Annotated in this window: 18 protein-coding genes and 1 pseudogene; 12 read left to right on the plus strand and 7 right to left on the minus strand. The window is 64.0% G+C overall.

What is annotated here, in order from left to right:
- Window positions 1–156 precede the first annotated feature (156 nt).
- The gene (locus AC0L3K_RS21475; RefSeq protein WP_354199941.1) at window positions 157–810 is read left to right on the plus strand and encodes a DNA-3-methyladenine glycosylase family protein; all 654 of its coding nucleotides are present in this window, start codon (window positions 157–159) and stop codon (window positions 808–810) included.
- On the opposite strand, the gene AC0L3K_RS21480 is transcribed toward AC0L3K_RS21475, so the two are convergent.
- The gene (locus AC0L3K_RS21480) at window positions 807–1,694 is read right to left on the minus strand and encodes a LysR family transcriptional regulator (protein WP_007597361.1); all 888 of its coding nucleotides are present in this window, start codon (window positions 1,692–1,694) and stop codon (window positions 807–809) included. The two genes, AC0L3K_RS21475 and AC0L3K_RS21480, sit on opposite strands and share 4 nt — an antisense overlap.
- 176 nt (window positions 1,695–1,870) lie before the next feature.
- Here AC0L3K_RS21480 and AC0L3K_RS21485 point away from each other — a divergent pair.
- The 8 genes and pseudogenes from AC0L3K_RS21485 to AC0L3K_RS21520 all read left to right on the plus strand — a co-directional run bounded on the left by AC0L3K_RS21485 (window position 1,871) and on the right by AC0L3K_RS21520 (window position 10,623).
- Window positions 1,871–2,843, plus strand: a pseudogene (locus AC0L3K_RS21485) (NAD(P)H-dependent flavin oxidoreductase).
- Between the two features lie 33 nt (window positions 2,844–2,876).
- Window positions 2,877–4,061 carry an ABC transporter substrate-binding protein gene (locus AC0L3K_RS21490; protein WP_007597363.1) on the plus strand — a complete coding sequence of 395 codons (1,185 nt, stop codon included), beginning with the start codon at window positions 2,877–2,879 and terminating at the stop codon, window positions 4,059–4,061.
- Window positions 4,062–4,083: 22 nt separating this feature from the next.
- Window positions 4,084–5,592 carry an acyl-CoA synthetase gene (locus tag AC0L3K_RS21495; protein WP_354199943.1) on the plus strand — a complete coding sequence of 503 codons (1,509 nt, stop codon included), beginning with the start codon at window positions 4,084–4,086 and terminating at the stop codon, window positions 5,590–5,592.
- Window positions 5,593–5,769: 177 nt separating this feature from the next.
- Window positions 5,770–6,090, plus strand: a complete 321-nt coding sequence (locus tag AC0L3K_RS21500; RefSeq protein ID WP_007597366.1) for a PepSY domain-containing protein — start codon at window positions 5,770–5,772, stop codon at window positions 6,088–6,090.
- A 12-nt stretch (window positions 6,091–6,102) separates the two neighbouring features.
- Window positions 6,103–6,732 carry a general stress protein gene (locus tag AC0L3K_RS21505; RefSeq protein ID WP_007597374.1) on the plus strand — a complete coding sequence of 210 codons (630 nt, stop codon included), beginning with the start codon at window positions 6,103–6,105 and terminating at the stop codon, window positions 6,730–6,732.
- Between the two features lie 252 nt (window positions 6,733–6,984).
- Window positions 6,985–8,748: an NAD(P)/FAD-dependent oxidoreductase gene (locus tag AC0L3K_RS21510; protein WP_473366861.1), complete on the plus strand. Its 1,764-nt coding sequence runs from the start codon at window positions 6,985–6,987 to the stop codon at window positions 8,746–8,748.
- 126 nt (window positions 8,749–8,874) lie between these two features.
- Window positions 8,875–9,852: a peptidyl-alpha-hydroxyglycine alpha-amidating lyase family protein gene (locus AC0L3K_RS21515; RefSeq protein WP_219680518.1), complete on the plus strand. Its 978-nt coding sequence runs from the start codon at window positions 8,875–8,877 to the stop codon at window positions 9,850–9,852.
- Window positions 9,853–10,065: 213 nt separating this feature from the next.
- The gene (locus AC0L3K_RS21520; protein WP_354199945.1) at window positions 10,066–10,623 is read left to right on the plus strand and encodes an HNH endonuclease; all 558 of its coding nucleotides are present in this window, start codon (window positions 10,066–10,068) and stop codon (window positions 10,621–10,623) included.
- 74 nt (window positions 10,624–10,697) lie between these two features.
- Here AC0L3K_RS21520 and AC0L3K_RS21525 read toward each other — a convergent pair whose 3' ends face one another.
- Window positions 10,698–11,699, minus strand: a complete 1,002-nt coding sequence (locus tag AC0L3K_RS21525; protein WP_473366862.1) for a glycoside hydrolase family 16 protein — start codon at window positions 11,697–11,699, stop codon at window positions 10,698–10,700.
- 290 nt (window positions 11,700–11,989) lie between these two features.
- Between AC0L3K_RS21525 and AC0L3K_RS21530 the strand changes: the two genes are divergently transcribed.
- The 3 genes from AC0L3K_RS21530 (at window position 11,990) to AC0L3K_RS21540 (ending at window position 14,997) form a co-directional block, all read left to right on the plus strand.
- On the plus strand, window positions 11,990–12,211 hold the full coding sequence (locus AC0L3K_RS21530) for a dodecin (protein ID WP_018453224.1): 222 nt from the start codon (window positions 11,990–11,992) through the stop codon (window positions 12,209–12,211).
- Between the two features lie 167 nt (window positions 12,212–12,378).
- Window positions 12,379–14,283 carry a sensor domain-containing diguanylate cyclase gene (locus tag AC0L3K_RS21535; protein WP_007597384.1) on the plus strand — a complete coding sequence of 635 codons (1,905 nt, stop codon included), beginning with the start codon at window positions 12,379–12,381 and terminating at the stop codon, window positions 14,281–14,283.
- A 66-nt stretch (window positions 14,284–14,349) separates the two neighbouring features.
- Window positions 14,350–14,997, plus strand: coding sequence for an HAD family hydrolase (locus AC0L3K_RS21540; RefSeq protein ID WP_354126847.1), 648 nt, complete (start codon window positions 14,350–14,352; stop codon window positions 14,995–14,997).
- A 31-nt stretch (window positions 14,998–15,028) separates the two neighbouring features.
- Here AC0L3K_RS21540 and AC0L3K_RS21545 read toward each other — a convergent pair whose 3' ends face one another.
- Genes AC0L3K_RS21545 through AC0L3K_RS21565 form a run of 5 tightly spaced genes read right to left on the minus strand, consistent with a single transcriptional unit; the run spans window position 15,029 to window position 20,650 of the window.
- Complete coding sequence (locus AC0L3K_RS21545) at window positions 15,029–15,997, minus strand: ABC transporter ATP-binding protein (RefSeq protein ID WP_007597389.1); 969 nt, start codon at window positions 15,995–15,997, stop codon at window positions 15,029–15,031.
- On the minus strand, window positions 15,994–16,989 hold the full coding sequence (locus AC0L3K_RS21550) for an ABC transporter ATP-binding protein (RefSeq protein ID WP_007597391.1): 996 nt from the start codon (window positions 16,987–16,989) through the stop codon (window positions 15,994–15,996). The genes AC0L3K_RS21545 and AC0L3K_RS21550 overlap by 4 nt, the downstream gene beginning before the upstream one ends.
- A complete protein-coding gene (locus tag AC0L3K_RS21555) occupies window positions 16,989–17,906 on the minus strand; it encodes an ABC transporter permease (protein ID WP_007597392.1) in 918 nt (305 codons plus the stop codon). Before AC0L3K_RS21555 ends, AC0L3K_RS21550 begins: the two co-directional genes overlap by 1 nt.
- Entirely contained in the window at window positions 17,872–18,831 is a 960-nt protein-coding gene (locus AC0L3K_RS21560) for an ABC transporter permease (RefSeq protein ID WP_007597394.1), read from the minus strand. Before AC0L3K_RS21560 ends, AC0L3K_RS21555 begins: the two co-directional genes overlap by 35 nt.
- A 28-nt stretch (window positions 18,832–18,859) precedes the next feature.
- Entirely contained in the window at window positions 18,860–20,650 is a 1,791-nt protein-coding gene (locus tag AC0L3K_RS21565) for a peptide ABC transporter substrate-binding protein (RefSeq protein WP_219680528.1), read from the minus strand.
- Window positions 20,651–20,878: the final 228 nt, after the last annotated feature.

Genomic DNA, 20,878 nt, shown 5'->3' on the forward strand with positions numbered 1-20,878 from the left:
CCGGGCTTCACCGTTACGGTTGTCATTCCGGGGCGGTCCGCAGGACCGAACCCGGAATCTCGAGATTCCGGGTTCGATGCTTCGCATCGCCCCGGGAATGACGGAGTAAGATATTCGGTACGCGGTCAAGCCCGCGCATGACAAGTTGAGCAAGCGATGACCATCCACCTCGAGACCCAGTCCGACCTCGAAGAAGCCGTCCACGCGCTGGTCAAGCGCGATCCGCGCCTCAAGCCCGTGCTCGCAATCGCCGGCATGCCGGCGTTGCGGCGGCGCGAGCCGGGCTTTGCGGGGCTTGCCCACATCGTGTGCGGGCAACAGCTCTCGACTGCGAGCGCTGCGGCGATCTGGGGGCGGCTGTCGGCCGCGTTCGATCCGTTTGACCACGAGGCGGTCCGCCGCGCCCGCACCGACCGATTGGGGCGGCTCGGCCTGTCCGCCGCCAAGATCAAGACGCTGAAACATCTCGCGCGCGAGATCACCGCACAGCGGCTGAACCTCGACGTGCTCGCCGAAGAAGACGCCGATGCCGCGCATCACACGTTGATCGCACTGCCCGGCATCGGACCGTGGACGGCGGATGTCTATCTGCTGTTCTGCCTCGGCCATGGCGACGCCTGGCCGGCCGGCGATCTCGCCGTGCAGGAAGGCATCCGCATCGGGCTTGGCTTGCAGGCGCGGCCGACGGAGAAGCAGATGGCGCCGCTCGCCGAACCCTGGCGTCCCCTGCGTGGTGCGGCGGCGCATCTGTGGTGGAGCTATTATCGCGCGGTGAAAAAACGCGAAGGCGTGCTCGCCGGATCAGCTTAGCCCCGCAGCCTAACGCGATCGGTCCGGGCGCAATCGGCGACGAAGTCGACCACGGCCCGCACCGCCGGCAGCTCGACGAGGTCGGGATGGGCCAGCAGCCACAGGTCCGCCACGCTGGCGAGCTTCTGCGGCGCGACGCGCACGAGATCGGGATAACTTTCGGCGACAAAGCACGACAGGGCGGAGATTCCGAGTCCGGCCCGGACCGCCGCCAGCATGTCGCCCTGCGACGAGCAGCGCATCACCACCCTGGCCTGACGCGTGACGACGTCGCTCCAGCGCGCAAGCTGGATGTTGGAGGTCTGGTCGGCGAAACCGATGACGCTGTGCCCCTTCCACTCGCCGCGCCGTTCCGGCAAGGACCGCCCGCCGGCGTAGTCCCGCGAGGCGTAGAACCCGGTGCCGAGACGGCCGATCTTGCGGCCGACCAGATTTTCCTCGCCGCTGTCGAAGGGCCGCAGCACCACGTCCGCCTCGCGCCGGCGCACGCTCGCCGGAAACGGATGGGTGATGATCTCGAGCTGGACGTGATCATGCGCGCGCAGGAAAGCAGGCAGGCACGGCATCAGCCAATGCGACGCCAGCGTCGCCCCGATCGACAGCTTGACGGTCCCGCGCGCCTTATGCCCTCCGGCCGAGACTGCCGTCTCCGCCCGCAGCGCGGCCGCCGCCATCGCCTCGGCGTGCTCGCGCAATGTCCGTCCATCCGCGGTCAGCGCCAGGCCGTCGGCGGCGCGTGCCACCAGCCTGGTGCCGAGCTGGGCTTCCAGCGCCGCGATCTTGCGACTGACGGTGGGATGGCTGCTGTGCAGCCGGCGTGCCGCGCCGGTGAAGCTGCCGGTTTCGGCGACGGCGACGAAGGTCTTGCAAAGGTCCCAGTCCATAAGCGGCCTCTGTTCAAATCTGAATAGTCGTCCGTTCAACATTGAACGATCGGAGGCCGCACTCCAACCCCTATAATGGTGTCAAATGAAACATGGGCGGCAACTCGCCCGCGACGACCAACAGGGAAACGCCTCGTCATCCGCCTGCCGGCGGGCTGCGTTTCCGGGAGGACATCATGGCGCTGCCCGCTCTCTTGAAGGAGTCGCTCGAGCTGCCCGTGGTCGGCTCGCCGCTCTTCCTCGTCTCCGGTCCCGAGCTGGTGATCGCCCAGTGCAAGGCCGGTGTCGTCGGCTCGTTTCCGGCGCTCAATGCCCGTCCGGTGGAAAAGCTCGACGAGTGGCTGAACCGCATCGAGGACGAACTCGGCGAATACAAGTCGCGCAATCCCGGCAAGAAGGTCGCGCCCTACGCCGTCAACCAGATCTGCCACGCCTCGAACGACCGGCTGATGAAGGACATGGAGACCTGTGTGAAGCACAGGGCGCCCATCATCATCACCTCGCTACGGCCGCCCGCCGAACTCGTCGAGGCCGCGCATTCCTACGGCGGCCTCGTGTTCCACGACGTCATCAACGTCAAGCACGCGCGCAAGGCCGCCGAGCAAGGCGTCGACGGCCTGATTCTGGTCTGCGCAGGCGCTGGAGGACATGCAGGAACGCTCTCGCCTTTCGCGCTGGTACGTGAGGTCAAGCAATGGTTCGACGGCGCGATCCTGCTGTCGGGCGCAATCAGCGACGGATTCGCAATCGCTTCCGCGCTGACACTGGGCGCCGACCTCGCCTATATGGGCACGCGCTTCATCGCGACGAAGGAAGCCAACGCTGACGAAGCCTAAATCCGCCCTGACCCAGCACGCTGCGCACGACATCGTCTACACCAACCTCTTCACCGGCGTGCACGGCAACTATCTCGGCCCTTCGATCGCTGCGGCCGGGCTCGATCCGGACAATCTGCCGGCCGCCGACAAGACGAAGATGAACTTCGGCTCCGGCGGCAACATGAAGTCCAAGGCGTGGCGCGACATCTGGGGCTCCGGCCAGGGTATCGGCCAGATCGCCGACGCGCCGCCGGTCGCCGAGCTCGTCGACCGGATGAAACAGGAATTCGACCAGGCCCGACAGGATTTTCTGATGCGCGTCAGCGCCTGACGTCTCGGACCGACAATAAAACGGGAGGACACCATGAAGCTGGCAGCCGCACTGATCGGCATGTCGCTGCTGACGCTCGCTGGCGGCAGCGCCCACGCCGAAGGCAGCGACGAGATCCGCATCGGGCAGACCCTGCCCTACAGCGGTCCGGCCTCTGGCTTCGGCGCGATCGGACGGACGCAGGAAGCGTTCTTCGAGAAGGTCAATGCCGAAGGTGGCATCAACGGCCGCAAGGTCAAGTTCATCACGCTGGACGACGCATATTCGCCGCCGAAGACCGTCGAGCAGACCCGCAAGCTGGTGGAGCAAGAGGAGGTGCTGATGATGTTCGGCTCGCTCGGCACCGCCACCAATAGCGCCGTGCAGCGCTATCTCAACGCCAAGAAGGTGCCGCAGCTATTCGTGCTCTCCGGCGCCACCAAATGGGCCGATCCACAGAAGAACCCGTGGACGATGCCGGGCATGGCGGCCTACGAATCCGAGGGCGTGGTCTACGCCAAATATATTTTGCAGGCCAAGCCCGACGCCAAGATCGCGATCCTGTCGCAGAACGATGATTTCGGCCGCGATTATGTGGCGGGGTTCAAGCGAGCGCTCGGGCCCAAGGCCGCAAGCATGATCATCGCGGAGGCGAGCTACGAGACCAGCGCGCCGACGATCAGTTCGCAGCTCTCGACGCTGAAGGCGTCAGGCGCCAACGTGCTGTTCGGCGTCGTGCTCGGCAAGTTCACCTCGCAGATGGTCAAGGGCGTGGCCGAGATCGGCTGGAAGCCGGAGCTGTTCTTCGTGCCGACCTCGGCGTCGTCGATCTCGTTTCTGGAGCCGGCGGGCCTCGACAACGCCGTTGGTCTGATCTCGTCGAGCAACCAGAAGGACACGATGGATCCGCAATGGGCCGACGATCCCGGCGTGAAGGAATACTTCGCCTTCATGAAGCGCTACATGCCGACCGCGGACCTCTCCAACTCCAACTACGCCGCGGGCTATCACTATGCCACGCTGCTGATGACGGTGCTGAAGGCGTGCAAGGATGATATCAGCCGCGACAACATCATGCGCCAGGCGGCCTCGTTGAAGGACGTGACGTTGCCGCTGCTGCTGCCGGGAATGGCTGTTGCGACCGGCCCCGACGACTATCTGCCGTTCCAGCAGCTTCAGCTCCGGCGCTTCAATGGCAAGAGCTGGGTCAGCTTCGGCGACGTGCTGGATGATCGCTAGACGAGCGGAATGAGGAGACGCCATGATCATCAGCGGCGAACGCCAGATCAGCTACGACGACATTCGGGCCCGGATCAAGCGGGCGATGAGCGGCTTCCGCGCCCTGGGGCTTGCCGAGGCCGCGCCGGTCGCGATGATGCTACGCAACGATTTCGCCCTCTTCGAGGTGGTTGCGGCCTCCGCCGCGCTGGGCAGTCCGGTGGTGCCGATCAACTGGCATCTGAAAGCCGAGGAGGTCCGTTACATTCTGGCCGACAGCGGGGCGAAGATCCTGGTCTGCCATGCCGATTTGCTGCCGCAGATCCGTGAAGGCATACCTGCCGATGTCCTCCTCCTGGTCGTCGCGACCCCGCCCGAACTCGCAGCGACCTTCTCGATCCCTCGGGAGCTGACCGAGATCCCGGTGGGACTGACCGATTGGGACCGCTGGCGCGACGACCATCCGCAAGCGCAGGAGCCGCCGCGGCGCGCGGCAGCAATGATCTACACATCGGGGACAACGGGCATGCCGAAGGGCGTGCGGCGCATGCCGATGCAGCCCGAACAGGCGGCCGCCTCGGAACGTGTGGGCGGGATCGCCTACGGCATCAAGCCGCGGGAAGACCAAATCGTGCTGATCAACGGGCCGATGTATCACTCGGCGCCGCATTCCTACGGCATGCTGGCGTTCCGCAGCGGTTGCACCATCATCCTCCAGGCGCGGTTCGATGCCGAGGAGCTGCTGGCGCTGATCGAGCGCCACCGCGTCACGCACATTCACATGGTACCGACCATGTTCGTCCGGCTGCTGCGGTTGCCCGAAGCGGTCAGGCAACGTTACGACCTGTCGTCCCTGCGTTTCGTCGTGCACGGCGCCGCGCCCTGCCCGCCAGACGTCAAGCGCGCTATGATCGAATGGTGGGGACCGGTCATCAATGAATATTTCGGCTCGACGGAGACCGGGATCCCGGTGTGGCACTCGGCCGAGGAAGCCCTGAAGAAGCCCGGCACGGTCGGCCGCGCCATCGAAGGCGGCATCGTCAGGATCTTCCGCGATGACGGCAGCCAGTGCGGTGCCAACGAAGTCGGCGAAATCTACATGCGCCAGACGGCAGTGCCCGATTTCGACTATCACGGCAGGTCGCAGGCAAGGGCCGAGGCCGGCCGTGACGGCCTCGTCAGCGTCGGCGACGTCGGTTACCTCGACGCGGACGGCTATCTGTTCCTGTGCGACCGCAAGCGCGACATGGTGATCTCCGGCGGCGTCAACATCTATCCCGCGGAGATCGAGAACGTGCTGATCGGAATGCCCGGCGTGCGCGACTGTGCCGTGTTCGGCATCCCGGACGCGGAATTCGGCGAACGGCTGTGCGCCTTTGTCGAGCCTGAATCCGATGCCGAGCTCTCGGCCGACGCTGTCCGATCGTTCCTGCGCGAGCGGCTTGCCAATTTCAAGGTGCCAAAGGACGTCGAATTCCGCGACGCTCTGCCGCGCGAGGCAACGGGAAAGATTTTCAAGCGCAAACTGCGGGAGCCCTATTGGGCGGCGTGAAAGCAGGCGACGCGTCCGAGAGAGCGCGACCGTATAAACGGGAACGAGTGGCAATCGTTCCTGGGCCTCTTCAATATCGACCAGTTTGAAGACCCGCGCTTCCGTCGCAAATGGCAGAGCAACCAATTCGAATCTCGTCTGTTGTCGACCGGCACAATCACTGCCGGAGGATAAACTATGTCACGTCTAGTTTCGCTCGCTGCGGCTGTCCTGCTGCTCGGATCAATGCCCGTAAGCGCACAGTCGCAAAAGGCACAAAGCGGCCCGGGCAACAACGCCGTCAACAGCTCTGATCACAACAACTCCAACGCACCGGTTGCAGGCCGCAACAGCTTCACCGAGGGACAGGCGAAGTCGAAGATCGAGGGCGCGGGCTATTCCAATGTTTCCGGCCTGCAAAAGGACGACAATGGCGTCTGGCGCGGCAAGGCCGACAAGTCCGGGACCAAGGCGGACGTGAGCGTCGACTTCCAGGGCAACGTGAACCCCGCCAAGTAAGGAGGATCAAACATGACCACCACCATTTCTCGACTCTATGACACCTATCCGGATGCGGAACGTGCGGTCAGGCGTCTGGAGGCCGCGGGCGTGCCGCACTCCGACATCAGCATCGTCGCGAACAATTCCGATAATTGGTACGGCTCCTCCACCGCCAAGGTCGACCGCGATCGCGACGGCGTCGACGATCGCGCCGAAGGCGCCGGCACGGGTGCCGGCATCGGCGCTGGAATCGGCAGCGCGGCGGGCCTGCTTGCAGGACTCGGCTTGCTGGCCATTCCGGGGCTCGGACCGGTAGTTGCCGCCGGATGGCTGGCTTCGACCGCAGTTGGTGCCGCGGCCGGCGCCGCGACGGGCGGCATCGTTGGCGCGCTGACCGAAGCCGGCGTCTCCAAGGATGATGCGTCGCGCTACGCGGAGGGCGTCCGTCGTGGCGGAACGCTGGTATCGGCCCGGGTACCCGACCAGGACCGCACGCGTCTCGATGCCCTTCTGCACGAGAAGGCCGTGAACCTGCAGGAACGGAGCACCGCCTGGCAGAAGTCCGGCTGGAATGGCTTCGATGCCGCAAGCCCACCGCTGTCTCCTGACGATATCGGCCGTGAGCGCGAGCTGTACGGCACTGGGATGCGGGGTAGGTAGGGATGTTCGCTCGCCGCTACGCGAGCGGCTGTGAATCCTAAGAGCGCGAGGGAGGCTCCACCAAGGTGGAGCCTTTTTCGCGTGCCCCCTCCTTGAAACCACGAGGGTGCCGCAGGTCTCTCTCAACGGGTGCATTCCGCTGAAGCAGGGGCACATGTTCTCACTGCTCGGGTAATCGGCTATTGGCCGTCTGCGAAACAGTATAGCTTTCGACCCTAGAGGAAACGCCGCGAAGACGGCACGAGGTCGCGCATGCTGGACAGGACGAAGGATATTGCCGCATCCGCGCAAGCCTGGCTCGATGAATTTGAGCGCACGCTTGGCGCACCCGATGGCGCTGGGCTGGATCGTCTGTTCCTCGCCGACTGCTATTGGCGCGACGCGCTGGCATTCAGCTGGAACCTGCAAACGATCGCCGGCGGCGGCTCGATCGAGCGGGAGCTGACAACGCTCGCCGCAAAGGTCGCGCCGGGCAGCTTCAAGATCGCGCCGAACCGCCCGCCACCGCGCTGGGTGACGCGTGCCGGGACCAACAATATCGAAGCGATCTTCAATTTCGAAACCGCACTGGGGCGCGGCAGCGGCATCGTCAGGCTTGTGCCCGACGCCAACGACGGCGACCGCCCGAAAGCGTGGACGCTCCTCACCGCGCTCGACGAGCTTAGGGGCTTCGAGGAGCAGCTCGGCACCTCGCGGCCGCGCGGCCAGGCCTATTCACGCGACTTCCGTGGACCGAACTGGCTCGACCTGCGCAGCGCCTCGCGCGACTACACCGATCGCGATCCCACCGTGCTGGTGGTCGGCGGCGGCCAGGCCGGGCTCGCAATTGCGGCGCGGCTGAAGCAGTTGAAGATCGACACACTGATCGTCGATCGCGAGGCACGGATCGGGGACAATTGGCGCAAGCGCTATCACGCGCTGACCCTGCACAACCAGGTGCAGGTCAATCATTTGCCCTACATGCCGTTTCCGCCGAGCTGGCCGACCTATATCCCCAAGGACAAGCTCGCCAACTGGTTCGAAGCTTACGTCGACGCGATGGAGCTGAACTTCTGGACCGGCACCGAATTCGAGGGCGGCGCCTACGACGATGCGAAAGGCCACTGGACGGTCACACTGCGGCACACCGACGGCAGTGAGCGTATCATGCACCCCCGCCATGTGGTGATGGCAACCGGCGTCAGCGGCATCGCCAATGTGCCTGTTATTCCGACCCTCGATAACTTCAAGGGCACGCTGCTGCATTCGAGCCGCTACGAGGACGGCGAGAGCTGGACGGGCAAACGCGCCATCGTCATCGGCACCGGCAATAGCGGTCACGATATCGCGCAGGATCTTCACTCCAGTGGCGCCGACGTGACGCTGGTGCAGCGTTCACCTACGCTCGTCACCAATATCGAGCCGTCGGCCCAACTCGCTTATGCGACCTACAATGAGGGCACGCTCGAGGACAATGATCTGATCGCCACCTCGATGCCGACGCCGCTGGCGAAGAAGACCCATGTGATGCTGACGGAGCAGTCGAAGGAGCTCGACAAGGAGCTGCTCGACGGATTGCGGCGCGTCGGCTTCAAACTCGATTTCGGCGAGGCCGGCACCGGTTGGCAGTTCAAATATCTCACCCGTGGCGGCGGCTATTATTTCAATGTCGGCTGCTCCAACCTCATCGTCGAGGGTGCGATCAAGCTCAGGCAGTTTTCCGACATCGAGGGCTTCGTCACCGAGGGCGTCCGGATGAAGGACGGCGCAAGCCTTCCGGCCGAATTGATCGTGCTCTCGACCGGTTACAAGACGCAGGAATATCTGGTGCGGAAACTGTTCGGCGACCGCGTCGCCGAGCGAGTCGGCCCGATCTGGGGTTTTGGCGACGGCCTCGAGCTGCGCAACATGTATGCGCGCACCAGGCAACCCGGCCTCTGGTTCATCGCCGGCAGCCTCGCGCAATGCCGGATCAACTCGAAATATCTCGCGCTCCAAATCAAGGCGATCGAGGAAGGGATTCTGGGGCGGACATGAACACAGCCGTCATTCCGGGGCGCGCGCAGCGCGAACCCGGAATCCATTCCACCTCGAAAATGCCGTACGATGGATTCCGGGTTCACGCTTCGCGTGCCCCGGAATGACAACAAGAGAGGACATTCAATGCCAGCCATTCTCGGCACCGGCGAGCACCGCTACCGCGTCGTTGAGAACTTCGCAAAGCTGCCGGACGGATGGCAGCTCACCGACGTCGCCTCGGTCGCAGTCGACAGCAAGGACCGCGTCTACGTCTTCAATCGCGGGGCCCATCCGATGGTGGTGCTGGACCGCGACGGCAATTTCTTGCGCAGTTGGGGCGAAGGCCTGTTCTCGCGCGCCCATGGCCTGCATATCGATGCCGACGACAATCTCTATTGCACCGATGACGGCGACCACACCGTGCGCAAGTGCACCACCGACGGCAAGGTGCTGCTGACGATCGGCATCCCCGAAAAACCGTCGCCGTTCATGAGCGGCGATCCGTTCCACCGCTGTACCCACACTGCACTGTCGCCGAAGGGCGAAATCTACGTCTCCGACGGCTATGGCAATGCGCGCGTGCACAAGTTCACGCCCGATGGCACACTGATGACAAGCTGGGGCGAGCCCGGCACCGATCCCGGCCAGTTCAACATCGTGCACAACATCGCCACCGACGCAGACGGCTTTGTCTATGTCGCCGACCGCGAGAACCACCGCGTGCAGGTGTTCGACGGCAACGGCAGGTACGAGACGCAGTGGAACAATCTGCACCGCCCCTGTGCGCTGTGCTGTTGCGGTGGGGCTAAGAGCCCGACCTTCGTCATCGGGGAACTCGGCCCTGGCCTGGCCGTCAACCGCAAGGTGCCCAATCTCGGCCCGCGGTTGTCGATCGTGGACGCCAAGGGTAACCGCATCGCGCGGCTCGGCGGCGAGTCAGGCCCGGGCGTTGCCAGCGGAAAATTCCTGGCACCGCACGGCATCGCGCTGGATTCGAAGGGTGACATCTATGTCGGCGAGGTCGGCGTCACCGACTGGAAGACCAGCTTTCCGGACGAGGAGATGCCGGCCGTGCTGCGCGCGACGCGGTGCTTGCAGAAGCTGGAGCGGGTGCGGGAGTAGCTGCCTCGGCACATCCCCGTCGCGCTGTCAGGACGGCGCGGCCTCCATAGCCTCGGACCTGGAAATCACGGTGTTTTGCGCGGTTTGCCACCCCCCGGCCGCATTGCTTGTGCCGGAATAAGTCGCTCAACGGGCTTCACAATCCCGTCACGCTGCATGTAGTATGTCAGTACGTGCTGCTTCGCAGCGTACATTGGAGGCCAGGAGCGTTACTTGAACGCACATGTCTCGCAAGGCCATTGGCCGGTGTTGGTGCTGAATGCGGACTTCCGGCCGCTGAGTTACTACCCACTGTCTTTGTGGTCGTGGCAGGACGCGATCAAGGCGGTATTCCTCGACCGCGTCAACATCGTCGCGCATTACGATCAGGCGGTCCATAGTCCCACGCTGCAAATGCAGCTGCCGAGCGTCGTCTCGCTCAAATCGTTCGTCAAGCCGACCACGCACCCTGCCTTCACCCGATTTAACGTCTTCCTGCGCGATCGTTTCGCCTGCCAATATTGCGGCTCGCCCGAAGACCTCACCTTCGACCACATCGTCCCGCGCAGCAAAGGCGGCCAGACCACCTGGGAGAACGTGGTCGCGGCGTGCTCGCCCTGCAATCTGCGCAAAGGTAATCTGACGCCGGTGCAAGCCAAGATGTTTCCACGCCAGCACGCGTTCGCGCCGACGGTGCACCAGCTCCACCGCAACGGCCGGCTGTTCCCACCGAACTATCTGCACGACAGCTGGCTGGACTATCTCTACTGGGATACGGAGCTGGATCCGTAGCGTCGGCGTGCAGGCCCGCGGCAGTCCATCGTTGACTCGCGCCGCTCAACGCCGGGACAGATCAGCGAGCTTCGCTATCTGCGCGCCTGCTCCAAATCGATCTGGTAGACGGAAATCCGGTCGATCTCGAATGCGACGGTAGGCGGCGACTCCGCGTCGACAGGTCCGACCCCGAGAAAGAATTTCGATCCGATCGCGAGATTGACGATCATGTACATGGGATCGTCGAATCCGATCGGCACCTTGATGTCGGACACCGGCCTGCGGTCGATGAAATAGACCAGGCGATCCTCCTCCCACAGCACACCGTAAGTGTGGAACGCGCTCGAAGCGTCGCCGACCGCGAAGTCGAAGCCGCAGGACTGGATCTTCTGGGTCGAGGGAATCCGCCAATGCGTCGTCATCACGAGATCACCCGGCTTTTCGCCGCGGCCTTCCAGCACGTCGACCTCCGGCGGCCAGCCGCCGTCATCCGCCAGCATCCAGAACGCCGGCCACACCGCGTGTCCGACCGGCACCTTGGCGCGGATCTCGAAATAGCCGTGCTTCTGCGCGAACGTGCCCTGGGTCGTGAGGATCCCGGAGATGTACTCGTTGTTGAACAGCACCGGCTTTAACCCCGGCGGCGTACGGCTGGCGACGATCGACAGCACGCCGTCCTTGACCTTGAACGGATCGAGCCCGAGCGGCGCCAAGGCGCGCCCGGCGTAGCGCGGATCGACATAGATCTGTTGCTCGCCATTGGCGCTGGTCTTGCGCTTGAAGTCGGAGCCGTCGCCGCCCCAGTAGCGCGCCTCCGGCCAGGCCGCACCACCGCCGTAGTGCGACACCCAGCGTCCGTTCGCCAGCGGATGCTCGTCAAAATCCTCGTTGAAGGTCCGGCGCAGCGGCAAGAAGACCAGCGAGGCCGGATTGACGGTCTCCAGCCGGCGGCACTCGATGGTGGAGGGATCAGTCGTGACCTGCAGCGACATGCTCACCGGGGCAGCATCGAGATCGTCCTGCGCGATGCCCGGCGCAGGCACAACGCAGAGACCGATCGCAGCCAGAGCGCCCCTCGTCAAACGCTCCATCATCACCGCACTTCGAAGATGCCAGAGGAAAGGCCGAGGTTAGCTCGCTCATGTCGGGACGGGCAAGAGCAGGCCCGCGACCGCGCGCCAATTCGGGAGCGCCGCTTGCACACGCGATCCAGATTTTCGTGCACTTACAAAATGGGACGCCTAGGCAGCGAGCGGCAGGCTCCTGCCGGGGACGGAACTCGGAGCGCCGGCATCCGTTCAGAGTTGAGGCCGGACGTCGCGCGGGCGCCAGTTGTCCGCGACAGACATATCCGGTCCCGCCACAGCACGAGGGGAGAATAGTCATGGCCACAAGCGAGACGGATCACGTCTACAAGATCCTGGAACTGGTCGGATCGTCCGAGACCTCGATCGAGGATGCGATCAAGAACGCGGTCAGCCGTGCCGCCAAGACCGTTCGCGAGATGAAATGGTTCGAGGTGGTGCAAACGCGCGGCCATATCGAGAACGGTGCCGTGCGCCACTACCAGGTGACACTGCGCGTCGGCTTCACGCTGGATGAGTGAGGCAGAAAGCCCGGGCGAAGCCGACACCTGAGGCCAGCCTGGTTAGCTCGACAATAGCCCGTCAGTTGTCGAGGACTGTTCCGACCGGAAGCGCACAATCCGCGCGGATGTTGCAACAGCCCGTTAAGGCCAAAGTGAGAGGTTTGCGCCGAAATGGAGCAAGCCTGATGACCACGGGCCGAGAACTCGGAAAGACGCGCCTTCCGCTCTGGGCGGCGGGTTTCGTCATCCTGACCTGCTTCGCCATCCTCGGCTTGAGCGGCTGGCGCGAATGGGAAACCCGCAACGCCGAACTCAGGAACGCCGAGATCGATGTCGCCAATCTGGCGCATTCGCTGATCCAGCATGCGGACGACACGTTCGAACTCGTTGATACGATCCTCGTAGGCCTGGTCCATCGGCTCGAACTCGACGGGACGGGTCCGGACACGATCACCAAGCTTCAGGCCTATCTGCCGACACGGAAATCATCGGACCGCATCCGCGGCATCTTCGTTTATGACGCGACCGGGCAGTGGCTGGCTACGACCGAGCACCTCGATTTCTCCAAGCTCAACAACAGCGACCGCGAATATTTCCAGCGTCATCGTGACTCGCCCGAGATGGGCACGTTGATCGGATCGCCCGTGAAGAGTCGAGCCGGGGGCCAATGGGTCGTCACCGCGTCCCGCCGGATCAACGATGCGGACGGCGGCTTCGCCGGCGTTGCCCTGCTCACGATCGATGTCAGCTATTTCGTTACGTTCTACGAGCGGTTTGACATCGGTACGAACGGCTCGGCATCGCTGCTCAACGATAGCGGCATCATGCTGGCGCGCAGCCGCGACGAGAGCGGCGCCTTTGTCGGACGCGACCTGTCCAATGCGCCCTTATTCAAGGGATGGGAAAGCCGTCCCGCCGCAGCAGTCTACTACTTCAAGTCGCCGCTCGATGGCGTCCAGCGGCTGAGCTATTACCAACGCAGCAGCCGCTATCCCCTGATGGTGTTGGCGAGCAAGTCGCGGGACGACGTGCTGGCGCCCTGGCGGCAAGCCGCGGCTGCGCGCAGCACCTTCGTCCTAGGCCTCGTGCTGCTGATCGCGGTGATTGGCTTCTACCTGGTCCGTCAACTCGTGCAGCGGCAGCGCATGGCCCAGGCCCTCGTCGTCAACGAAGCAAACTTCCGCCTGTTGGCCGAGCAATCCAGCGACATGGTGACCCGGATCGGGCTCGACAACCGGCTGCTCTACGTTTCCCCCTCCTGCGTACGCATCACGGGCTGGTCCTCTGACGAACTGCTGGCCACCTCGGCCCTGGCCGGCATTCACGCCGACGACATCGAGCGGGTCGAGCAGGCCATCGCCGCGCTTAAAAATGGCGAGGCCGAGGAGGCGCGGTTCGTCTATCGCCAGCGTCATCGCGACAAGGGCGAGATCTGGGCGGAGGCGGCGTTGCACGTGACCCTGGCATCGGACAGCGGCGAGATCGACGGCGTCGTCGCGGTGGTGCGCGACATGACCGAGCAGAAGGACCTTCAGGACAAGCTCGCCTCGCTTGCGACGACTGACGGCCTCACCGGGCTCGCCAATCGACGCGCATTCGACGAGCGCCTCGCTGATGAATGGGCGCGGGCCCGGCGCGACGGCTCGCAGCTCTCGCTCCTGTTGATCGATGTCGATCATTTCAAGAAATTCAACGACCAATATGGCCATCTGGCGGGTGACGGATGCCTGCGCGCGCTGGCCCGGATCCTATCAGCGCACACCAAGCGCCCGGCCGATCTCGCGGCGCGCTATGGTGGCGAAGAATTCGCCGTGCTGTTGCCGAACACCGGTCCCGAGGGCTGCGCCGAGGTCGGCGATGGGATTCGCAAGGCCCTGCAAGATCTCGCCATGCTGCATGCGCAAAGTCCCCCCTCCCGCCTGGTGACTGCAAGCATTGGCGGCGCGACGAGCCTTCCATCCCAAACCACGACGGACTGCAGCACGCTGGTCGCCGCCGCCGACCGCGCGCTGTACGCCGCCAAGGACAACGGCCGTGACCGGCTGGTGATGTCGGGACAGGTCGTTCCCTGGCCCGCCAGGAGCGCGTGACGGATCGACCGTTGCCCCGGATTTGTCGCCCGCGCTCCAGCGCGGTATGGCTTGGATCACGGCCGGATGGTCGGCCAATCCGAGAGTGCTGCTGTGACTGGTAAAATCAAACTCGTCCTCTTCGACATGGACAATGTCCTCTGCGACTACGACAGGGCAAAGCGTGTCGCATGGCTGGCGAAGCTTGCGGGGACCACGAGCGAATCCGTCCACAAGGCGATCTGGGACAGCGGCTTCGAGCTGCTCGGCGATTCCGGCACTCTCGACGCCGCGGACTATTTGCGGGGCTTCGGCGACCGCATCGGCTATCCGCTGTCACTGGACGAGTGGATCGAGGCGCGACGCCGTTCGATGCAAGCCGATCGTGCGATGCTGGAGATTGCCGGCAGCTTGCGGCAAACCATCGACATTGCCGTCCTGACCAACAACACCACGCTGGTCGCCGACCATATCGCTGCGCTGCTGCCGGAATTGCCGCCGCTGTTCGGCTCCCGAATCTATGCCTCGGCCCGGTTCAAGACGGCGAAGCCGGACCCGCGCTGCTTCCGCCTTTGTCTGTCGGAGCTCGACGTCAAACCGGAGAGCGTCCTGTTCGTCGACGATCTCATGCCCAATGTCGCCGGCGCGCGAGAGGCGGGCCTGTTCGCGCATCACCACACCTCGGTTGAGGCTTTCAGGCAGGCCCTTTCGGGGCACGGCCTGCTTCACGCATGAATGCGTGCTCCGCATTTCTCGGCGTCAGACGTCAGGCGAGATGGCACGCCACGAAGTGCCCGCCCGCTCCTTCCTTCAGCTCCGGTGCGCTTTCTGCGCAACGCGGCTGGGCGATGGGACAGCGGGTGTGAAAGTGGCAGCCCGACGGCGGCTTCATCGGGCTCGGAACGTCGCCCTTGAGGCGGATGCGCTCGCGCTTGAGCTTGGGATCGGGCACCGGCACCGCTGATAACAGCGCCCTCGTGTAGGGATGCTGCGGATTGCGGTAGAGGTCGCTGGCCTTGGCGAGCTCGACGATACGGCCAAGATACATCACCGCGACGCGGTCGGAGATGTGCTCGACCACCGACAAATCGTGCGCGACGAAGAGATAGGTGAGGTTCAGCTCGGCCTGGAGATCTTCCAGCAAGTTGATGACCTGCGCCTGGATCGAGACGTCGAGCGCAGACACCGGTTCGTCGCAGACGATCAGTTTCGGCTCGACTGCGAGCGCACGCGCGATCACGATGCGTTGGCGCTGACCGCCGGAGAATTCATGCGGATAGCGGCGCATGTGCTCGGCCTTGAGCCCGACCTTCACCAGCAGGCTCGCGACGCGATCCTCACGCTCCTTGGCCGATGAGCCGAGCTTATGGATGACGAGGGCTTCGCCGAGGATGGCGCCGACCGTCATGCGCGGATTGAGAGAGGCGAACGGATCCTGGAACACAAGCTGCATGTTCCGCCGCATCGCGCGCAAATCGTTGCCGCCGAGCTGGCGGACATCCTGACCGTCGAAAACGACCTCGCCGTCGGTCGGCTCGATCAGGCGCAGCACGCAGCGTCCGGTCGTCGACTTGCCGCAGCCGGATTCGCCGACGAGGCCGAGCGTCTCGCCGCGGTTGACCGAGAACGAGACCCCATCGACGGCATAAACGCTGCCGACCTGACGCGACAGCAGGCCGCCGTGCACGGGGAAATATTTCTTCAGGCCGCTGACGCGGAGCAAGGGCTCGGTCATGCTGTGCCTCCCAACTGCGTATCTCCCAGATGGCAGGCCATGCGGTGGCCTGGCGCGATCTCGCGCAGCAGCGGCTCCCTCTCGGTGCAGACGCTCATGGCGTGGCGGCAGCGTGGAGCGAAGCGGCAGCCGACCGGCGGATTGATCAGGATCGGCACCGAGCCGCCGATCGCCTCCAGCCGCACCTTGTGCTCGCTGTCGAGATCGATGCGCGGGATCGAGCGGATCAGTCCCTGGGTATAGGGATGGCCGGGATTACCGAAGAGCTCGTCGACAGACGCCTCCTCCACGACCTTGCCGGCATACATCACGACGACGCGTTGCGCGGTCTCGGCGACGACGCCCATGGCATGGGTGATCAGCATCACCGCCATGCCGAAACGTTCCTTCATGTCCTGGAGCAGATCGAGGATCTGCGCCTGAATGGTGACGTCGAGGGCCGTGGTGGGCTCGTCGGCGATGATCAGCTTCGGCTTGCAGGCAAGCGCCATCGCGATCATCACGCGCTGGCGCATGCCGCCGGAGAACTGATGGGGATAGTTGTGCACGCGGCCTTCGGCATTGGGTATCTGCACCAGCTTGAGCATCTCGATGGTGCGCTCGAGCGCCTGTTTCCTGGTGACGTTCTCATGGCGGCGCAGGCTTTCGGCGATCTGCTCGCCGATGGTGAGCACCGGATTGAGCGAGGTCATCGGCTCCTGGAAGATGAAGCCGATCTCCTTGGCGCGGATCTCGTCGAGCTGACTGCTCGTCAGCGGCACGAGATCGCGGCCTTCGAAAATGATCTCGCCTGCCGCGATGCGACCCGGCGGCATCGCGATCAGCTTCAGGATCGACATCGCGGTGACGGTCTTGCCGCAGCCGGATTCGCCGACGACGCAGAGCGTCTCGCCGCGGTTAATGGAGATATCGACACCGTCGACGGCCTGGAGGATGCCGTCGTCGGTGGAGAAGTGGGTTTTCAGTCCCTTGATCTCGAGCAACGGCGCCATCAGATCACCCGCCGCGCATCGAGCGCGTCACGCAGGCCGTCGCCGATGAAGTTGATGGCGACCACCGCGATGAAGATCGCGCCGCCCGGAAACAGCGCCCAGTGCGGGCCGATGTCGAGAAAGTCTTTCGCGTCATAAAGCAGCCGGCCCCAGGTCGGCGTATCCGGAGGGAAGCCGAGGCCGAGGAAGGACAGTGTCGATTCCGCGATGATGGCTGCGGCCACGTCGATGGTTCCGGCGATGATCACCGGACCCAGCGCATTGGGCAGGATATGGCGCACCACCTGCCGCACCGGGCTTGCCCCGAGCGCGCGCGCGGCTTCGACGAATTCCTTCTCCCGGATCGACAGGAACTGGGCGCGGACGAGGCGCGCGACCGGCATCCAGCGCAAGCCACCGATCACGAGCACGATCAGGATGAAAATGCCGCCCTCGGGGCCGAAAGCGGCCTTCAGCCCATCGCGGAAGAGATAGATCAGCAGCAGCAGCAGGGGCAATTGCGGCAGCGACAAAAAGAGATCGGTGAGCCACATCAGCCCATGACCGAGCGCACCGCGCGACATGCCGGCGAGCGCGCCGATCAGCACCCCGACAAATACCGAGACCAGCATCGCCGCGAGGCCGACCGCAAGCGAGATGCGCCCGCCATAGATCATGCGGGCGAGGATGTCCTGCCCGAGATCGTCGGTGCCGAAGGGATGGGCCAGCGACGGCCCCTGCATGCCCGCCACGATGTCGATGTCGTCGATCTTGACCCGCCAGATAAAGGGGCCGACCACCACCGCCAGGATCAGAACGAGGAGCAGGAACGCGCTGACGACGGCAAGCTTGTGGCGGCTATAGCGCCGCCACGTCTCGCGCCAGGGCGAGTAGACGCGCCGCTCAGCGGAGGGAGATGCGAGGGTCAAGCCAGCCATAAAGAACGTCCGCGATGAGGTTGAACAGCACGACCAGGCACGCAAAGACGAAGGTGACGGCCATCACCACCGGCGTGTCGTTGGAAAGGATGGACGAGATCAGCAGCGAGCCGATGCCGGGAATGCGGAAAATCTGCTCGGTGACGATGGCGCCGCCGAACACCGCCGGGATTTGCAACGCAATCAGCGTGACGACCGGGATCATCGCGTTGCGCATCACGTGCTTGATGATCACCCGCCGCTGGCCGATGCCCTTGGCGCGCGCGGTGGTGACGTAGTCCAGCCGGATCACGTCCAGCATCGCCGAGCGCACGAAACGCGTCATCGAGGCAGCCTGGAACAGGCCGAGCACCGCCACCGGCATGATCGCCTGACGGATCATCTCCAGCACCCAGTGAATACCCGTGCCCTTGATGTCGGTCGTGTAGACGAAAGGCAGCCAGTCCAGCGTGACCGAGAAGATCAGGATGAACAGGATGCCGGTGAAGAAGGTCGGCAGCGAGAAGCCGACAAAGGCGAGCGTGTTGGCGACCTGGTCGAACAGCGAATAAGGTTTCGTTGCGGCATAGACCCCGACCGGGATCGCGATCAGGAGCGCCAGGATCTGCGCCGAGCCGATCACATAGAGCGTCGTTGGCAGTCGCTGGAGAATGAGCGTGTCGACGTTCATCCGGCTGACGAAGGAGAAACCCCAGTCGCCGTGCAGCATGGCGTTGAGCCAGTGCAGGTAACGAAGGTAGATCGGATCGTCGAGGCCGAACTTCGCCCGAAGCGCGAGAGCGACTTCGGGAGGCACGTTCGGATTGGTCGCCAGCTCCGAGAAGGGATCGCCCGGGGCTAGTGCGAGCACGACGAACAGCACGAGCGAAATTCCGAGCAGGCTCGGAATCGCGATCAGGAGGCGACGCAGGACATACTGGCTCATGAAGAAGGACCGCTCTAGGCGTGCGTGATCATTCTTCGCGGTACCAGTCGAACAAATTGTCGGTCTCGTTGGCCCAGCCCGAAACCACCGGGCGCAGATTGTTGGCGGCCGCCTCGACCTTCAGGCGGTGCTGCACCGGGATGAAAACGATGTCCTGGTACATGAGATCATTGGCCTTGATGTAGAGCGCCGCGCGCTTGACCGGATCCATCTCGCCGTCGGCGGCCTGGATGGTCGCGTCGTACTCCTTGTTGACCCAGCGCGGAAAGTTGGTGCCCTGCCACTTGTTCTCCTTGGTGGCAACGAGGTTCGAAAGGTAGCGACGCATGTGCTGCGACGGATCGGGCTGACTCAGCGGGATCTGGAACATCTCCATGTCGGCGTAGAACTTGGAATAGGTATCGGGATTGCCGACGTCGGAGGAGAAGAACACGGAGGCGACGACCGATTTCAGCTCGACGTCGATGCCCGCCTTCTGGCAGGCCTGCTTGACGATCGCCTGCGTCTTCTGGCGCGGCCCGTTGATCGAGGTCTGATAGACGAGCTTGAGCTTCTTGCCGTCCTTTTCGCGGATGCCGTCGGCGCCCGGCTTCCAGCCGGCATCGTCGAGGATCTTCGAGGCCTTCTCGACGCTGAACTCCCACGAGGTGTTCTTGGACACGAATTTTTCGGGCCCATTGAGGAAGTTGGCGGTGGTGCGACCGGCGCGGCCGTAGATCGCCTTCTTGACCGACTCGCGATCGATCAGCAGCGAGAGCGCCTTGCGCACCGCTGGATCAGAAAACAGCGGGTGCTTGGTCTTCATCGAGGAGCGTTCGCCATCGACCTCGGTGTTGGGGTCGGTGAAGTTCAGCGCGATGAATTCGGTGTCGCCGCCGACGGCGTAGACGGTCTTTCCCTTGCCGCCCTTCTCCAGGCGCAGCAGCACGTCGTCCTCAACCTGAATGTTCCAGCCGAAATCATACTCGCCTGTCTGGATCACCGCGCGCGCGGCAGAGACGGCATCGCCGCCGCCCTTCATCTCGATCGAATCGAAATAGGGCCGGTTCGCCATGTGATAATCGGGATTGATCACGCCGCGGACAAGATCGCCCGGCTTGAATTCGACGAACTTGTAGGGGCCGGTGCCGACCGGCGAGAGGTTGGTCGGCGCCTCCCGCGACTTGGACCCCATATAGTCTTTGAACAGATGTTTTGGGATGATGGTATTGGGAGCCCCGACAAAAGCGTCGGCCCAGAACGGCGTCGGCTTGTTGAACAGGATGCGGACCGTGAGGTCGTCCACCTTCTCGACCGTGATGTCGCGGAGCGTCGCGATGGTCAGTGCGGAGGTCGCCGGATCCTTGGCATATTCCCAGTTGAAGACGACGTCGTCGGCTGTGAACGGCGTGCCGTCATGCCATTTGACGCCGGGTTTGAGCTTCCAGGTCACCGACTTGCCGTCAGCGGCGAGGCCGCCGTTCTGGATCGAGGGAATTTCGGCGGCCAGAACCAGCTTCATGTTGCCGTCGGGATCCCAACAGGCGAGCGGCTCGTAGAACAGGCGCGCGCCGTCCTGGTCCTTGGTGCCGGTGGCAAAATGCGGATTGAGCAGGGTGGGCCCCTGCCACCACAGCAGCTTGAGCGCACCACCGCCGCCGCGCTTGCTCGGCTTGTAGGTCGAGGCGCCCTCGGCCATCGCGACGCCACCAAGCGCGAGGATCTGGTTGGCCAAAGGCGCGGTGAGACCCACGGCAGCCAGGCGCTGAATGAAGCCGCGGCGATCCATCCGCCCGTCCTTCACGTCACCGATCATCGAACGCAGTTCTTTATCCAGCATGGTTGTCCCCGTCTGGTTCCCGTATGGATGCAGGCGGTCGCGCGAGGCGACCACCGGGATTGGCTGGCGGTAGATGGCACACCGAATGGGGTGCGCGTCAACTGCGACCGTGTGTATGCAAACGGTCTTCTGACTGTCTGTTGGGCAAAACCATATTCCGCAGCCCATCCGTTCGGCAATCCAGCATCAAAACACGCTGAATTCCGCGCTGCACTGCAGAAAATTTGG

It is taken from the genome of Bradyrhizobium sp. MI1.10 (assembly GCF_055811035.1).

Coding starts and splice junctions, on each gene's coding strand:
- AC0L3K_RS21525 (WP_473366862.1), bottom strand. CDS start 11,699: ATGATGGAGCGTTTGACGAGGGGCGCTCTGGCTGCGATCGGTCTCTGC.
- AC0L3K_RS21530 (WP_018453224.1), top strand. CDS start 11,990: ATGGCCACAAGCGAGACGGATCACGTCTACAAGATCCTGGAACTGGTC.
- AC0L3K_RS21565 (WP_219680528.1), bottom strand. CDS start 20,650: ATGCTGGATAAAGAACTGCGTTCGATGATCGGTGACGTGAAGGACGGG.
- AC0L3K_RS21500 (WP_007597366.1), top strand. CDS start 5,770: ATGTCACGTCTAGTTTCGCTCGCTGCGGCTGTCCTGCTGCTCGGATCA.
- AC0L3K_RS21495 (WP_354199943.1), top strand. CDS start 4,084: ATGATCATCAGCGGCGAACGCCAGATCAGCTACGACGACATTCGGGCC.
- AC0L3K_RS21515 (WP_219680518.1), top strand. CDS start 8,875: ATGCCAGCCATTCTCGGCACCGGCGAGCACCGCTACCGCGTCGTTGAG.
- AC0L3K_RS21555 (WP_007597392.1), bottom strand. CDS start 17,906: ATGGCTGGCTTGACCCTCGCATCTCCCTCCGCTGAGCGGCGCGTCTAC.
- AC0L3K_RS21550 (WP_007597391.1), bottom strand. CDS start 16,989: ATGGCGCCGTTGCTCGAGATCAAGGGACTGAAAACCCACTTCTCCACC.
- AC0L3K_RS21490 (WP_007597363.1), top strand. CDS start 2,877: ATGAAGCTGGCAGCCGCACTGATCGGCATGTCGCTGCTGACGCTCGCT.
- AC0L3K_RS21475 (WP_354199941.1), top strand. CDS start 157: ATGACCATCCACCTCGAGACCCAGTCCGACCTCGAAGAAGCCGTCCAC.
- AC0L3K_RS21505 (WP_007597374.1), top strand. CDS start 6,103: ATGACCACCACCATTTCTCGACTCTATGACACCTATCCGGATGCGGAA.
- AC0L3K_RS21540 (WP_354126847.1), top strand. CDS start 14,350: ATGGTCGGCCAATCCGAGAGTGCTGCTGTGACTGGTAAAATCAAACTC.
- AC0L3K_RS21545 (WP_007597389.1), bottom strand. CDS start 15,997: ATGACCGAGCCCTTGCTCCGCGTCAGCGGCCTGAAGAAATATTTCCCC.
- AC0L3K_RS21560 (WP_007597394.1), bottom strand. CDS start 18,831: ATGAGCCAGTATGTCCTGCGTCGCCTCCTGATCGCGATTCCGAGCCTG.
- AC0L3K_RS21535 (WP_007597384.1), top strand. CDS start 12,379: ATGACCACGGGCCGAGAACTCGGAAAGACGCGCCTTCCGCTCTGGGCG.
- AC0L3K_RS21510 (WP_473366861.1), top strand. CDS start 6,985: ATGCTGGACAGGACGAAGGATATTGCCGCATCCGCGCAAGCCTGGCTC.
- AC0L3K_RS21480 (WP_007597361.1), bottom strand. CDS start 1,694: ATGGACTGGGACCTTTGCAAGACCTTCGTCGCCGTCGCCGAAACCGGC.